Source organism: Moraxella tetraodonis (genome assembly GCF_022359095.1).
GTDB classification, from domain to species: domain Bacteria; phylum Pseudomonadota; class Gammaproteobacteria; order Pseudomonadales; family Moraxellaceae; genus Faucicola; species Faucicola tetraodonis.
Genome location: NZ_JACSYB010000001.1, coordinates 1,087,487 through 1,103,012 on the forward strand (window position 1 = coordinate 1,087,487; position 15,526 = coordinate 1,103,012).

The following is a 15,526-nucleotide window of genomic DNA, read 5'->3' on the forward strand; positions in this document are numbered from 1 at the left end:
CAGCCTTACCGCCTTGTAAGGCTTTTTATACCAATCGCGACTTGTTCTACTCGCGGCGAAAACCCGAGAGGCGATGCCAATGTCTATCTTCCTGCGCGCTAAAGGTGAATTCACCATCCATCTCAAAATAAGGCTGATAGGCAGCTTTTACGTCTTCCACTTGGTTTTCAATCAGACCTGCCAACACAATACTACCTTGAGATTTCAATAATGTCGCAAAATAAGGGGCAAGGCTCATTAGCGGTTTGGCTAGAATATTGGCGGTAATCAAATCCACGGGCAAAATAGCCTGCTCTTTACAATAGTCACTAAATTGCTCAGGTAAAAATGCCTGAAGCTGATTTGCTACCTTGTTGCGCTCGGCATTTTGATGGGTAGCTAATACCGCTTGGGGGTCAATATCGACCGCATACACCTGTTTTGCCCCTAGCAAAAGCGCCGCAATGCCCAAAATACCTGAGCCGCACCCATAGTCAATCACCACTTTACCTTGCAAAGGTTGTTCTGTCAGCCAATCAATGCAAAGACGGGTGGTTGCATGGTAACCTGTGCCAAATGCCAAGCCTGGATCCATGATGATGTTAATCGCATTGGGGTTCGGCGGTGACATCCATTTGGGCACAATCCAAAGTCCATTGGCACATTCAATGGGATGGTAGTTCTTCATCCACTCACGTTCCCAATCTTTGTCATCCACTCGGCTGGTCCACACGCGTGTTGCCACCACATCATTGGCGATATCTTGACTCAAAGTTTCCAAATTACAATCGCCATCAAATAGCCCAGTCACAATCACATCATCCCACAATGGCGATTCACCGGGCAATGGTTCAAATAGCGGTTGGTCACCTGCATCATCTAAGCTGATACTGAGCGCATCGGCTTCTAGCATCAAGGTTTCCGCCAGTTCGGCTTGCGATTTTTCGCATTGAATATGTAATTGCTGCCAAGGCATAAACAGTCCTTAAAAATAAAAAGTAAAATAAAAAGCTAAAGGGTATGGCTTGGTAGTATAAACGCATTCAGCCAAAAATGCGATGTGACTCAAAAATGAAAACGCCCATGTTATTGCTTGGCACACCTAAGCCAAGACACCTAACGGCAAGGGCAAGGGCAAATAAGAAGGTTTGCCTGTTATCGTCCTTAAAACATTTCTTTGACCGATTTTTCTAACCAAGACTGCGAGCGCGGCGCTGCATTGAGTGGTTGGTTGGTATGGGTCGGGTCGCCGCCGTTATTGGGGGTATTAGGGTCAGTCTGGGTATTTCCCGTATTGGCATTCTCATTTTGGTAGCGATTGGCTGCAGGTGGCTGATTGCCAATGGTATCTTCATCGGTTTGTCTGCGCTCAATATTGTCATACCGCTGTTGTTGGCTTTGTCCAAACTCACTCATTGCCTGTTGTTGCTGGGCGGCAAATCTTGCTTCTTGCTCACTTTGGTATAGCTGTACCGCACATTCACTACTATCTTGCGGTAGATTTTCGGTATCAACAGGTACATAGATGGCATTTGGACATTTTTCATTGGATAATTGTGATTTGCCGTTTTCCATCCATAGCCATTCGATATTGCCTGGCGCGATGAGATTAACCGGGGTAAGCTTTTGCTGCTTCATAAAATTCATCCACATCGGCAAAGCGCCATTACCGCCACTTAGACCGGTGGGTTTGTTGTCATCTAAACCGACCCAAACAACGCTGACCACATTGCCACTATAGCCTGCAAACCACGCATCGCGATAATCATTGGTAGTCCCTGTTTTACCTGCAAGATTGAGGTTGTCACCGAGCGCTAGCGCCGCTTTGGCGGTACCTTGCTTGATGACCTGCTGCATTGCATAATTGGTGAGATAGGCAGCCGTGGGGTTGATGACTTGTTGATTTTTTTGTTCCATGCCCTGAACCACTCGTCCTTGATCATCAATAATCGTGCGAATGGTATGAATTTCATGACGCAAGCCACCTGTTGCCAGTACTTGATAAATCCCCAACATATCCATGGGCGATAGATTTACCGCGCCAAGCAAGGTAGAAGGATAATTGGGCAATGGGCTACTGATACCCATACGGTACAATTGATTTAAAAAATTGGGAATACCGACTTCCATGCCTACACGCACCGCGGCTTGGTTATAGGAATTGGCTAAAGCGCTGGTGAGGGGGATAATACCATGACTGCCGCCACCGTAATTGCTGGGTGCCCATGTCTTACCATCGGTCATTTTTAGCACAATCGGGCTGTCATCGACACTGCTTGATAAATTGTAACGACCCTGCTCAAATGCGGTTAAGTAAATAATCGGTTTGAGTAAAGAGCCAACTTGGCGCTTGGCATCGACGGCGCGATTAAAACCGGTAAAATCACGACTACTTCCCACCACAGCGAGCAGTTCACCGGTGTTGGGATTGGCGCTGACTAGGGCAGCTTGCAAATTAGTGAGCTGTTTTGGATTACTTTTTTTTAACTGATTGATGCTTTGAATGACCGCATTGGTCGCGGTTTTTTGAACATTGGGGTCAAAACTGGTAAATATTCTTAACCCTTCGTTTTTGAGATCGTTGGCATCATAGGTACGGGTGAGTTCTCGCTTGACCACGTCGAGATAATCAGGAAAACGCGTTTTACCAATCACAGGATTGTAAGAGACGCTCAGTGGCTGTTGCACCGCTTCATCATATTGCTGTTGGCTGATTTTACCGGTTATCAGCATATTACTCAGCACCACGTTACGGCGTTTTAGGGCAGCATCGGGGTAGCGTAGCGGATTGTACTGGGTAGGACCTTTGGCAAGCCCTACGAGCATCGCCATTTGGTCGAGTCGAAGCTCTTTTAGCGGACGGTTAAAGTAAAACTGCGAGGCAAGTCCAAACCCGTTAATGGAGTGATTGCCATTTTGACCTAAGTTAATCTCATTCATATAGGCTTGCAAAATCTCACTTTTGGTGTAATGCATTTCAAGCAAAATCGCCATCACCGCTTCATTGGCTTTACGTTTGATAGTACGGTCTGAGTTGAGATAGAAGTTTTTAATCAGTTGCTGGGTGATGGTGGAGCCGCCTTGGCGTGAACCGCCCATAAAATTGCTATAAACCGCACGTCCTATCCCGCGGATAGACACGCCGTGATGCTGATAAAAACTGCGGTCTTCAGTTGCCACCAGCGCATCAATTAATGGCTGGGGATAGTCATTGATGGTTAAAACGATGCGATCTTCATTGTTGTCTGGATAGATACCGCCAATAAAAATGGGCTCAACCCGCGCCACGCCCGATGGATTGGGATGGGTACTTTGTAATTTTTCAATTTGGTTATCTTTGAGCGTGACCTTAATAATTTGCGATGGCTCAGTATCGTTGGCGGCAAATTTAAATTCGCGGGTATGAATATAGTACTCGCCATTTTTTTTGGTGAAAGTGCCGGCATTGTCATAGTTTTTGTCAGGGGCATAGGTGAGTAAGTTTAACCAATTTTCTAATTCATCATCGCTAAGGGGATTACCCACCGATAACGTTAACGGTTGCGAGTACACTTTTGCAGGGATATTCCAGCGTTTGCCCTCAAATTTTTGGGTGATGATGTTATCTTGGCGCATCAAATATAACCCAAGCAAGACCAAGCCGCCCAATACTGCCACCACAAAGATGAAGCTCAGGATAAACATCCCTTGTTGGTTTGAGTTATGCTGGAATTTAGGCGAGTTTTGGTGATTTTTAGCGGCAGAGATAACGGTTGAATTCATACAAAAATGCGTCACGATCAAGGGTATAAAAAAGTGCTTTATCATGACCCAAAATACGCCAAAATACAATGTTAACATCGTGCTATTTTGCCACGTTTATACAGGATTTTTGAACTTTAATACACGGTTTTGGAGTACAATAACAGTCATTTTTGGGTAAGTTAGGGTGTTTGCCCTAGGGGTTTTGATGATGCTAAACAATAGCCAATTTGGGGCAAAACAATCGGATATTGAGCGGTCGGTTGTGACCGATGTGCCTAGCCGTACGCTTGTTGAAGCAGATAGCAAATTTACTACCACATATCAAGATGTGGAGCTGGTGTTGCCAGAGGAAGGGCATTGTTTTCATTGTGGCGACCCGCTACCAAGCCCGCCATTTTTTACCCATGTATTGGGTGAAGATCGGGCGATGTGCTGTATGGGCTGTCAGCTTGCTTCGCAAAGTATCATCGAGGCGGGGCTTGAGCAATACTATCTTGACCGCAGTGAAATCAATCGTACTGCCAGTCTCCCTGATTCGTTATATCAGCTACAAGCCTATGATCACGACGATATCAAATCGCAATTTATCTATCATCAGCAAGGGCAAAGCGTTGCTGAGCTGTCAATCAGCAATTTGCGCTGTGCTGCCTGTAGTTGGCTGATTGAAACCCAATTGTATCGCCTTGATGGCATGGACACTTGCCAAGTCAACCTTACCAATCAACGGATGCGCGTGGTATGGGATGACAAAAAACTGCCGATTAGCCAAATTTTGGCAAATGTGCAAGCCATTGGGTATGATGCCAAACCCTATCGGCAAGATACCCATGAGGCGATGCTCAAGCGAGATAATCGCCGTATGTTGTTTCAATTGGGCATTGCGGCATTGGGTGCCATGCAAGCGATGATGTTTGCAGTGGCGCTATATTTTGGGGAATATTCAGGTATCGGCGTCAACGATCGGCAATTTTTACGCTGGGTATCGCTGTTTGTTAGTATTCCTGTGTTTTTGATTGCAGGGTTGCCATTTTTTCAATCGGCGTGGTCAGCGATTAAAGCCCGCCAAGTCAATATGGATGTGCCGATTAGTATCGCTATTGTCATTACCTTTTTGGCAAGTCTATATGCGACATTGACTAGCACAGGCGAGACCTATTATGACTCGGTTAGTATGCTGATATTTTTCTTATTGGCGGGCAAATTTGTCGAGCACAATGCCAGGCTAAAAGCTGCCAATTTAGCCAATGATTTGGTGGTCGTCGAACCTGTGTTGGTCGCAAAGCTGGGTCATGAAGCGCCGTTAGCGCTAGAGAATATGGATACCTCACAAGTAGCGCTATATGCCAGTCAATATAAAGACCTTTTTTATCAGTCACTTAGTGCAGACCCTGCCAATAGGGGTGATAATGAGCAAATGGTCTCGGCGCAGTCGCTAAAAGTTGGTGATATTGTCCGCATTGATGCCGGTAGCAGTATCATCAGTGATGGTATTTTGCTGTCGGATAGTGCCACGGTGTCCGAAAGTCTATTGACCGGTGAGAGTGACTTAATCATCAAACGCTTGGGCGATAACATTGTGGGCGGTAGCCAAAATGACAGTCAGCCGTTTGTGATGCAAATCACCACATTACCCAATGACAGCCAAATGGGCGTGATTGATAGGCTAGTGAATCGCTCGCTCAGTGAAAAACCGCAAATCGCCTTAAAAGCAGACAGACTGGCACGCTGGTTTGTCGCGCGGGTACTGGTGATTGCCAGTATGGTGTTTTTGGCCTGGTATTTTATCGAGCCGAGTCATGCCATTTGGGCAACGGTTGCCGTATTGGTCGCTACTTGTCCCTGTGCCTTGTCATTGGCCACACCCATCGCATTAACCGTTTCTACCAATCGATTAGCGAGCCTTGGGTTTTTGGCGACGCGCGGGCATACCATTACCACACTCGCTGAAGTCACCCATGTGGCGTTTGATAAAACCGGTACATTGACGTACGGTCAACCCAATTTGATGGCGATTGAAACGCTGGATATGCCGTATAGTGTTAAACAAAATCCGTCAGTGGATTTTACTGAAGATGACGCCAAAAACGAAGACGAGATAAAAAACCATTTTTTAAGTATTGCAGCGAGCCTTGAAGTGGGTAGTCGTCACCCCATTGCCCATGCGTTATTGACAATGACTCGGCAAATGCATTTGCCCACTACCAGCGATTTGGTACACATTCCAGGGGGCGGCCTGCAGGCCACGATTGATGGGCTAAGTTACCGTCTAGGTCATCACGGTTTTGCAGTGCAATCAGGATTAGACGATGGGTTACTGCCAAATCTTATCAAGCACCAAGCCAGCACCAGTGTGACCTTATCAAGACAAGATAGCCTAAGTAAAAAATGGCAGCCACTGGCGCATTTTTATTTTCATGATAAAGTCCGTGAAGGCGCCTTAGCTAGCATTAAACATCTCAAAGACCAAGGCGCGCAGGTATTGATGCTCACCGGTGATCCCAGTGCTCAGGCGTTTGAAGTAGCGCGCGAGCTTGGTATTGACACAGTTTATAAAGGTCTTACTCCGAATGATAAGGTACAACATTTAAAAGCCCTGCAGCAGCAAGGACACATCGTGCAAATGGTCGGGGATGGGGTAAATGATGCGCCGGTACTTGCCGCTGCCAACATCTCAACTGCTATGGCGGGTGCGGCAGATTTGGCGCAAGTCTCCAGTGACTCCTTGGTACTCAATGGTCAAATCCAAGCCGTGGCAAAAGCGCGTGAAGTGGCGTTCAAGACCGATCGCATTATTGCCCAAAACTTCAAATGGGCGCTCGGGTATAACTTTATCGTACTGATACCCGCTGCGTTAGGCTATGTGCCGCCTTGGTTGGCTGCGATTGGTATGTCATTGAGCTCACTGTTTGTGGTGCTCAATGCGTTACGTCTCAAACGCGCTTAACGGCGCAATTTATCAAAGCTTTATGCTTTTGGCTTACTAAAATCATACGCCGTGACTATTTGCGCGTTTTTGGCAAAATCGATGAAATAGTAGAAGTATTTATCATTCTCATCAATTACCCGATCGCCATTGGTATCAGCTTGGGTTGAAAAGTAAAAGCGTTTGGTCTCAGGCAGCCATTTATAATGTTTAAAATATTGATTATTAGGGGTGAGTTTCAATAAATTTTTGCCATTTAAATCGCTTAAGTACAAGGTAAGCTGCTGATCAAGATTGGTTTTATTGTCATTATCATCAGCTATCTCTTTGACTTCATAGATAAAATAGCCTAGCAGTAAGGTATTGCCGACTTTGACTGCCAATGGGTTGGTTGCTTCTTTAGCGGCTTGTGGTTGGTTGGGTGCAGTTTGCGTGATGGCAGCTTTTTTCTGCGCTGTTTTGTCATCTTGGGTTAAATCTACCAAGGGCGTGTGCACCGCTCTTATCACAAAGTTATCGTGTGGAAACAGCCGGTGTACTTGCCCCGTTTTTAGCCCTTCAAACACAATATTGTAAACACTGCTTTGAAAATCATAGGGTGCAACTTCTTGAAAGTAACTAACGGGTGATTTTTTAGCATCACTGGCATCGCTGTCATATTTGCGATTGATAGGCACTGACGGAATAATCGGATGCAGTAGATTGGGCACACCTGCCAAATACACCGGAAAATCCATGCGTTTTAACCCGACTGTGGCAGGTGGGATACTGGCTGGGGTTTGGGCAATGATGACTTCAGGTACGTTAGAAGGTGAAGGGGCAGTGTCGCCGGCTTGGTTATTTGTCTCAGGGGTGGGTTGGCAGGCGGTAAGTCCCAAGCCTAGCCCCATAGCGCTCAAGGTGCTTATAGTGATATGTAATGGTCTAGAAAAATTCGCATCACGCCATTGGTTAACAAAAGACATAGGGGTCTCCATTACAAAGATAATCAAATATACTACTAAAATGATAAGACATGTACAATCTTTGGTTATATCATCGCATTCAGTCCTATAATGGTATTGACTTTTTTTTTCTTGAGTGTTTTAAAAAGTAAATAAGAAAGGTAACTAAATTTGAAATAACCCGACACGGGGCAAAAGGCGCGTGAGTAGCTATTTCATAAATTTAGGTTATAATAGTCAAAATTTAGTTAGACGCTTGAATTTTTTGCTTTTAAACTTTCAAACATTGGGTGGCTAACTGGGCAGCACTATATGTATAGTGGTTTATGATTTATTTTCAAAAAGGGATATCTTACCGATTGCGAGTGCATGAATGTCGGAACAATTAAGTCTAAACTTAAATATCAAGCAGTCCGCGAGTATCAGCGACTTTAGTGGTCCAGGCTGGGTATCCATCATCGATGTGGTGCGCCAAATGCATGTAGGACTGTTGACGCAGCTGTATCTATACGGCGAGCGCGATACAGGTAAAACCCATCTACTCAACGCTATCTGCGAATCCTTCCGTGATATCGACCAATCTGTTATTTATCTGTCGCTGCGTGAACTGATAAACGCCAATATGGATGCCATGGTGTTGTCATCGCTAGAGAATACCACAGTGATTGCGCTTGATGATATGGATGAAATTCAAGGTCATCCTGAGTGGCAAGAAGCAGTTTTTCATCTGATTAATTTATCGCAAGAATACGGCAATAAAATTATCTTTGCCAGTCGATTGCCTGTCAAGGCGTTAAATTTTGAGCTGCGAGATTTGCTATCAAGGCTTGCTCGAGCCGCGACTTTTCAATTGCCAACGGGCAGTGATAGGCTTGATAGACAGCTGATTTTGGAATCGGTATTACGCCGTCGTCATTGGCACTTTGACCCGCGCATCATTGACTATTTGCTCAATGAAGGTCCACATCGCATCGGCGCGATGTTGGCAGTGTTAAACGAATTGCAGCCATTGTTTTCTAACATGGAACGCACCCCATTAAACAAAGTGAGCAAAGCCAAAATTCAAGATGCGATGAACATCATTGATAATTTAACGCTCAATTTTGAATTGGCGGACTTTGATGAAATTGCAGAAAATGAAAATTTTTTAGATTTTTGATGGGGTTTGTCATAGGAATTGCGTGATAAATGGGTTAGAATCCATTAACAGTTTGGTGTAAAACAACAGGATATCCTATGAATAAACAGTACTTATGGACGGCTGCTGCGTTGACTGCGGGCGTGTTAGCAACCACACAAACATTTGCCCAAGTCACCTTGAATGTTACTGATAATACCGTGGTGACTGCCATTAATGGTCAAGAAGTCAAAAACGGCTTGCTTTCAAAGCCGCAAAAAACCTACAAACTTGAGCCAGGCAAACATGTGATTACTGCCAAGTACAATCGGTTGTACGAGCTGCGCGGTGACAATCACGATGTGTTACGTTCAAGCAATATTAGCGTTCCGGTAGAGCTTGCCGACAATCAAACGTATGTGTTGGATATGCTAGGCCAACCAGAAGACTATAATGCGGCCAAAGAATATGTCAAACAACCCACACTAGCGGTGCTACAAGGCAAGCAAGTCATTGCAAGTCAGCAAGCTACCTCAAGCAGTAGTTCAAGCATTTTTAGCGGGTTGGGTAATGCGTTAGGCGGTGTGTTTGGTGGTAGCTCAAAAGCGGTTGAAGCCAATCAACAAACCATCAATGCCTTAGGACAATCAGGCGGCGCGATTCCCGCTATCAATCAACCTAGTAATCAATATGGCAATCAAGCTGTTGTGACCACGGTCAGTTCATCGGATAGTCTGGATCAATTTATGCAGCTATGGTTGAGAGCAACGCCAGCAGAGCGTGATAAAATTCGTCAGTGGGTGCAAAAATAATCACCCCATGCGCCCCCATGCGCCAAAACAACGATGCCAAGTGCATCGTTTTTTATGGTCATTTACCATTGCTTAGTTTTACCATTAGTTAATAGATAAGACAGATTGTACTTCAAGTTTATCGAGGGCTGGCTGGTTGATTTGTAGTTGCTGTATACGGATACCTTGTTGTTCAAACTGATTAAATATATTGGTGATTACACTGGCCTGCGCGTGACTAAAAGCAACTTGGATAGTATTGCCATTCTCGACCACTTGCGCATTGACAATACCTGATTGGCTAAGTATTTGTTTGATAGCATCGGCTTGACTGACTGGTTGGGTTTGGTTGGGATTGATGTTACCTGCTTGACTGCGTAGCCAAAACACATCTGCCATGGTGTCATCGTATTTTTTTTGTGCTTGGTTGGCTTTGCTATGCAGCGTCCAACCACCGACACCAACCACAAAAAAAAGCAAGAAAATTGCCAATATCAGCAGCGCAATCTGATCACGACGTGATAAATTTTGAAAGGCATGACCCAGAGGCGTGGTTAGTTTTTGCAGGGATTGGCTCAGTGAGGGGTGCGGTTTCATAAATTCATCTCAGTCGTAGGTTTAGTCTGCCAATTCAATATCTATCATGGCAAGGGCACTGCCAGCAGAAGTTGGCTCCACTGCACTGGAAACCGCACTGGCAGTATTCGAAGACATTGCAGCGGGCATAGCAGCATCCACAGACCCTAGCTTGGCTTTTATCCCTTTGTTTACCATGTCATTGACGGCTTTGTTTAATGAATCGGCGCTTGATGATAAAAGCTGCAGTTGTAAGTGATTATTTTGAAAATTAAGCTGCTTGGCGGTCAGTTGGTACTGCTGCAATACCGGCTGTATGGACGACAATGTCTGAAGTAGGTTTGGCGTGGCTGATTGCTGGGTGGTTAATTTGCCAGATAACTGTCGTTGTAGGGTGAGTTTGCTACTGAGCGGCTCATTGGGGAACCACTGGGCGTATTGCTGCGCCAGCAAAGTTGCGGCTTGTTTTTGTGCTTGGTTATAATAATACCAACGAAGCGCATCGACCACAAAGGCTGTCAGCAGCGCACAAACCGTGACTAGGGCGATGACTTTGGCATAAGGCGCAAGCGTCGTTTTACCTTTGATTGTCGCAAAGTTAAAAAAATGTCTGACCGGGTCTTTGATTGGGGTAGGCAACAACTCAGACGATTCTATGGATAAATTAGGCATACTGGCTAATTGCTGAGCAACGGTTTCATCGTGAAAACCTGTTAAATATAGCGTTTCTAGCATGGGTAATTTGGTGATTACCAGCGGTAAAAAACTAACCGCCATGCCGTGATAAGTATGGAGTTTTAATAACTGGGTATCTGGATCTTGGTAATACACCGCGCTTGTAGTAGGTATAGCCCTAGTATTCATACTAGTATCTATGGTCGGCAACAATAAAAAATCTGGCAGTAAAGCGATTATTTCAATACCTGCCAACGAGGCAGCATTGATCCATGAATGAATATCGGCAGCATGAAGCCCAAACAACGCGGGTAACTCGCTATTGCTGACCGTTGGCTGAATTTTGACTTGTAAATCGTCTACCGACCCAATGCTGATATCTTCAAATAAATAGCGTCTGCCGGTATCGCCCAAAGCGTTGAGCTGGCTTGCTGAAAGGGTAGGCTGGATTGTTAATAAACTGACACTAGGAAAATAGAGACAGGCTTGTAGCTTGGCTGATTGCGTGGTTTGCAGATTAGCAAGGGTCGCAAGCGTTTGCCAATCGTCAGCCGTTTGCCAAGTCTGGGTGGTTTGTTGCCATAAACGTAAGGCAGCATGCTGAGTTGGCAACCAAATATGAATCACAGAAGTGTCCTACACAAAATTGACAAATTAAATCACCTAACAGGTGGGAACAAAGCGTTTGATCTCAGCGGCAAGACTGGGTGCCAATATACCCATATCATATACACGCGCTTCAGCCAGTGCAAAACCCTCTAAGGGATCATCCGTGAGAATATGGGCAATTTTAGCAATGATATTCATATGACAAACCACCACCATGCAGTCGCCAACCAATTCGCCTAGCGCCTCCACTGCGATGTCTGCATCGTTATCAGGGGTGATGCCCTCATACGTGGTCACAGGCACATGGGGAAAAAATTGCTGGATTTGGGCAAGTGTTTGCTGGGCGCGGTTGTAAGGACTGACGATAAAATGATCGGGCTCAAAGTTTTCGGCAAGCCACGCCGCGGTCTGTGAAGCTTGGGCTTGACCCAGTGCTGATAAATTTCTTTCATGGTCTGGCAGGGTATAAGCCCCTGCATCGCCATGACGAACTAAAATTAATTGCATATATTTACCTAAAAATATTTAAAGTTATGTTTGTCAGTTATGCTTTGGCTGCACTTGATGCGGCATGACGAATTCCACATCACTTCTAAACCCTGCTTCCATTAAGTTTAACGCAACCCCAAGTGGCGCTTTGTCTTCATAGATAATATCGTGCAAGGCATGGGTAATCGGCATATAAATACCCGCTTTCATGGCTTTTTCATTCACCTGCTGGATCGTATTAATCCCTTCAGCGGTTTGCCCCAGTTTTTTGATGGCTTGGTCAAGGCTCATGCCACGCCCTAACATATTACCAATCTGGTAATTACGGCTTAAGGTCGATGAACAAGTTGCATACAAATCACCCACGCCCGACAATCCCAAAAAGGTCAGCGGATTAGCCCCCGCTTTGACGCCAAATCGGCTCATCTCAGCCAATGCGCGGGTTAAAATCATGGCTTTGGTGTTTTCCCCGATGTCATAGGCAGCGGCCATGCCCATGGCAATGGCATAAATATTTTTAAGCGCGCCGCCAAGCTCCACGCCAATTAAATCATCACTGGCAAACACGCGAAAAAACGCACTGTGCAGCGCTGTCTGCACGGCAAGCCGTAGCGCTGCAGATTGGCTGGCAATCACGGTGGCAGACGGCATATTATTCATGATTTCTTTGGCGAGATTGGGGCCGCTCATCACGCCAAAAGCCACATTGGGCAATTCATCTGCGATCACATCACTCATTAGCGCAAAGGTATCTTTTTCCATACCTTTAGTTAGAGACACGATGGCTTGAGCGCTAATAAAAGGCGCAATTTTTTGTAAGGTTTCGCGAAAAGCAGCACTAGGCACTGCCACAAAAATCAAATCTTTGCCTTTGACGGCTGCTTGCAAATCATGGGTAAATTGCAGGCGCTCATCAAGCTTATGGTCGGGCAAATATTTTTTGTTGATATGGGTTTTTTGCATCGATTTGACGCTGCGTTTATCGCGTACCCAAAGCGTGACTTCGCAGCCATTTTTGGACGATAAATTTGCCATTGCCGTACCAAAACTACCACCGCCCAGCACGGCAATTTTAAGGGGGGCAGGTTGGTTGGCGAGCTGATTGTTTAAATCTGTCTCTAATACCGCTGTGGTGTCTGGTTTAGACTTTTTGACCGCTTTTTCAATGACGTCGGCAAACAGCTTGCTGGCTTTTTCACGATTGACATTCAGCTTTTCTAAATTTTCACTTAGATTGGTTGCTAACTGGGGTTTTTTCATTGAAAATCCTTGAATCCACTTGTCCTGCAAATACTGACAACAGGGCACCCTTTACATGAGCAAAATATAAAAACGGCTAGCTTAGCCGTTAGTTTGTGCCATTATCATAAACAATAAATGGTGTGACGTCTATCTTAGAACGCGGTGGGATGGTCGACACCGCTGTTCCAACATAGACAAAAGCAATGACTTGGTTATCATCAGTTACATTAAACAGTTGTTTGATGGCAGGCGCATTGGCAAGTGGGCCGGTGCGCCATACGGTGGCAAACCCTTGTGCCGACAAGGCAAGGAGGAGATTTTGCACCGCACAACTACTTGCCGCTACTTGTTCCCAATGGGGGACTTTATCATGGGGTTTAAAATCGGTCACACACGCGATAATCATCGGCGCACGCAGCGGCATATTTTCCGCTTTTTTGAGGGTTTTCTCGTCGGTTTCACCTTGTGCTATCGCCGCATTTTTTAACGCCGTGCCTAAGGTGTTGAGCGCTTGGTTTTCAAGTACGATAAAACGGTACGGGTTTAAATCCTTGTGATCGGGGGCGGATAGGGCGACTTCAATTGCTTGTTCGACTTGTGCGTGGGTAGGCGCAGGGGCGACAAGATTGCCGATTGAACGGCGCGATTTGATAAAGTCTAAAATTTCTGAATTTGTCATTTTTATTCCTTAAAGAGGTTATTGATTAGCGTTGCCATATTATCCGCTGTCGCTGATTGCAGTTGTGTTAAACCGTCAATCACGCCTTGCTGATTATCCAAAGTTTTATTTTGGCTAAGTTTAAATTTGGCTTCAAAATTATGAATGGTCAACTTAACCCCCACAATCGCGCGGCACATGGCATTGATATAATCACTTGGCGCATCACTTAAAGACCAAGGCTTATGACTGGGGTTAGTTTGTTTAAGTTGATAGCCAAGCGGATTTTGTTCATCTACTTGCCAAAGTAGCGGAACAGGGCAAATTTCAACCGAATCGCCGTTTAATGTCATTATATTTGCTAATGGCGACCCAGCAATAAAATCTTTAACGGCTTCAAAATCGGTTTGGGAAAAATCTTTGGGAATATACATCGTTAAAGCCACTCACCTACATAACAATTAAGGCTTTGGATTATTTAAATGGTCATATCTTCTTTTTTTATCTCATCCAAACGATGTTCTGCTTTGAGATATTCTTCTGATTGCATCTCTAACAGCCGTGAGCGCGTACGCTCAATCTCAAACGCCAATTTTTGCCCATCATACAGTTGTAAAATCGGCTGTTCTGCACGTACCAAAAGCTTGACGCGGCGATCATAAAACTCATCGACGAGGTAAATAAAGCGCCTTGTCGGATCAGCGATAATATCGTTTAGTATAGGCACGTCGTCCACCAGTACCGTGCTAAACTCGTTGGCGATTTCAATAAAATCGCTGGCTGAGCGCGGCTGCATACATAATGCCCGAAAATCAACGTACAGGGTGTTTTCGGTGCGACCTTTAATGGCGATATCACGACCATTGATATGAATGGGGTCTTGGATAATGTGTTGGTTGTTGCTTAGCGCGGTAAAGCGGTTGGCAAGCCAGTGGATGTTTTCTTTGGTCAACGGAGACACATAAAGTTCGGCTTGCTGCAATACGCGCAGACGGTAGTCGATACCACTGTCAATGTTCATTACCGTACAGTTTTTTTCAACTTCGGCAATGGCAGGTAAAAAACGGTCACGGTGAATACCATTTTTATATAAGCCATTTGGTGCGATGTTTGATGTGGCAACCAAAGTGATGCCTTTTTTAAATAGCATGGTAAACAAATCACCCAAAATCATCGCATCGGAGACATTGGAGACAAAAAATTCATCAAAACAAATCACATCCGCTTCATTATGGATGATATCGGCGACTTTTTGTAGCGGGTCTTGTTGACCTTGTAGCTTGTTAAGCTCGGCGTGCACCCGTTTCATAAAATGGTGAAAGTGTTGGCGCATTTTGTTGTCGGCAGGCACCGACTCAAAAAACATATCCATCATCCAAGTCTTACCACGACCGACGCCGCCCCACATATACAGCCCTTTGGGCGGCTCAGTACGTCTTAAAAAGCTAAACAGCCCACGTTGTTTGGCGCGGTTTTCCATGATTTGTTCATAGACATTGTCCAAATAAATCATCGCAGCGCGCTGCTGTGCGTCTTCGCTAAACTCACCAGATTTTAGCGCAAGCTCATAGCGTTGTAAGGGTCGTAAATTTGAGTTGGGCATGTTATCTCTCAGCGTAAATTAAAAAGTTGTCAAAATTCCATTTCAACGTGCTTTGACGTAGGGGTATTAAATAAATAGATGCGATTAAATAGACTGCATTAAACTGCCAAATAGCTCACGATGTCAAATACACCAAAAACCCGAATCAAAAACACCCATAAAAAACATAAATCAGA

Annotated in this window: 13 protein-coding genes; 3 read left to right on the top strand and 10 right to left on the bottom strand. The window is 45.1% G+C overall.

Annotated features, from left to right (window positions below):
* Positions 1–46: 46 nt before the first annotated feature.
* Both prmA and mrcB read right to left on the bottom strand, forming a co-directional pair.
* The gene (prmA, locus tag H9W84_RS04885; RefSeq protein WP_239742045.1) at positions 47–955 is read right to left on the bottom strand and encodes a 50S ribosomal protein L11 methyltransferase; all 909 of its coding nucleotides are present in this window, start codon (positions 953–955) and stop codon (positions 47–49) included.
* Between the two features lie 188 nt (positions 956–1,143).
* Positions 1,144–3,741, bottom strand: coding sequence for a penicillin-binding protein 1B (gene mrcB / locus H9W84_RS04890; RefSeq protein WP_239742048.1), 2,598 nt, complete (start codon positions 3,739–3,741; stop codon positions 1,144–1,146).
* 187 nt (positions 3,742–3,928) lie between these two features.
* On the opposite strand from mrcB, the gene H9W84_RS04895 reads away from it, so the two are divergent.
* Entirely contained in the window at positions 3,929–6,667 is a 2,739-nt protein-coding gene (locus H9W84_RS04895; protein ID WP_239742050.1) for a heavy metal translocating P-type ATPase, read from the top strand.
* Between the two features lie 20 nt (positions 6,668–6,687).
* On the opposite strand, the gene H9W84_RS04900 is transcribed toward H9W84_RS04895, so the two are convergent.
* A complete protein-coding gene (locus tag H9W84_RS04900; protein ID WP_239742052.1) occupies positions 6,688–7,611 on the bottom strand; it encodes a hypothetical protein in 924 nt (307 codons plus the stop codon).
* 352 nt (positions 7,612–7,963) lie between these two features.
* Here H9W84_RS04900 and H9W84_RS04905 point away from each other — a divergent pair, with 352 nt between their 5' ends.
* Complete coding sequence (locus H9W84_RS04905; protein ID WP_239742054.1) at positions 7,964–8,749, top strand: DnaA ATPase domain-containing protein; 786 nt, start codon at positions 7,964–7,966, stop codon at positions 8,747–8,749.
* Between the two features lie 77 nt (positions 8,750–8,826).
* Positions 8,827–9,519, top strand: coding sequence for a DUF2057 family protein (locus H9W84_RS04910; RefSeq protein ID WP_239742056.1), 693 nt, complete (start codon positions 8,827–8,829; stop codon positions 9,517–9,519).
* Between the two features lie 84 nt (positions 9,520–9,603).
* On the opposite strand, the gene gspM is transcribed toward H9W84_RS04910, so the two are convergent.
* The 7 genes from gspM to zapE form a co-directional block, all read right to left on the bottom strand.
* Positions 9,604–10,095, bottom strand: a complete 492-nt coding sequence (gene gspM, locus H9W84_RS04915; protein ID WP_239742058.1) for a type II secretion system protein GspM — start codon at positions 10,093–10,095, stop codon at positions 9,604–9,606.
* Positions 10,096–10,116: 21 nt separating this feature from the next.
* Positions 10,117–11,376, bottom strand: a complete 1,260-nt coding sequence (gene gspL / locus H9W84_RS04920) for a type II secretion system protein GspL (protein WP_239742060.1) — start codon at positions 11,374–11,376, stop codon at positions 10,117–10,119.
* Positions 11,377–11,412: 36 nt separating this feature from the next.
* On the bottom strand, positions 11,413–11,865 hold the full coding sequence (gene sixA, locus H9W84_RS04925) for a phosphohistidine phosphatase SixA (RefSeq protein ID WP_144917531.1): 453 nt from the start codon (positions 11,863–11,865) through the stop codon (positions 11,413–11,415).
* Between the two features lie 33 nt (positions 11,866–11,898).
* Positions 11,899–13,107: an NAD(P)H-dependent glycerol-3-phosphate dehydrogenase gene (locus H9W84_RS04930; RefSeq protein ID WP_239742062.1), complete on the bottom strand. Its 1,209-nt coding sequence runs from the start codon at positions 13,105–13,107 to the stop codon at positions 11,899–11,901.
* Between the two features lie 88 nt (positions 13,108–13,195).
* A complete protein-coding gene (locus tag H9W84_RS04935; RefSeq protein ID WP_201664305.1) occupies positions 13,196–13,768 on the bottom strand; it encodes a nitroreductase family protein in 573 nt (190 codons plus the stop codon).
* Between the two features lie 2 nt (positions 13,769–13,770).
* Positions 13,771–14,181, bottom strand: coding sequence for an FMN-binding negative transcriptional regulator (locus tag H9W84_RS04940; RefSeq protein WP_239742063.1), 411 nt, complete (start codon positions 14,179–14,181; stop codon positions 13,771–13,773).
* A 44-nt stretch (positions 14,182–14,225) separates the two neighbouring features.
* Positions 14,226–15,350 carry a cell division protein ZapE gene (gene zapE / locus H9W84_RS04945; RefSeq protein ID WP_219331139.1) on the bottom strand — a complete coding sequence of 375 codons (1,125 nt, stop codon included), beginning with the start codon at positions 15,348–15,350 and terminating at the stop codon, positions 14,226–14,228.
* Between the last annotated feature and the right edge of the window lie 176 nt (positions 15,351–15,526).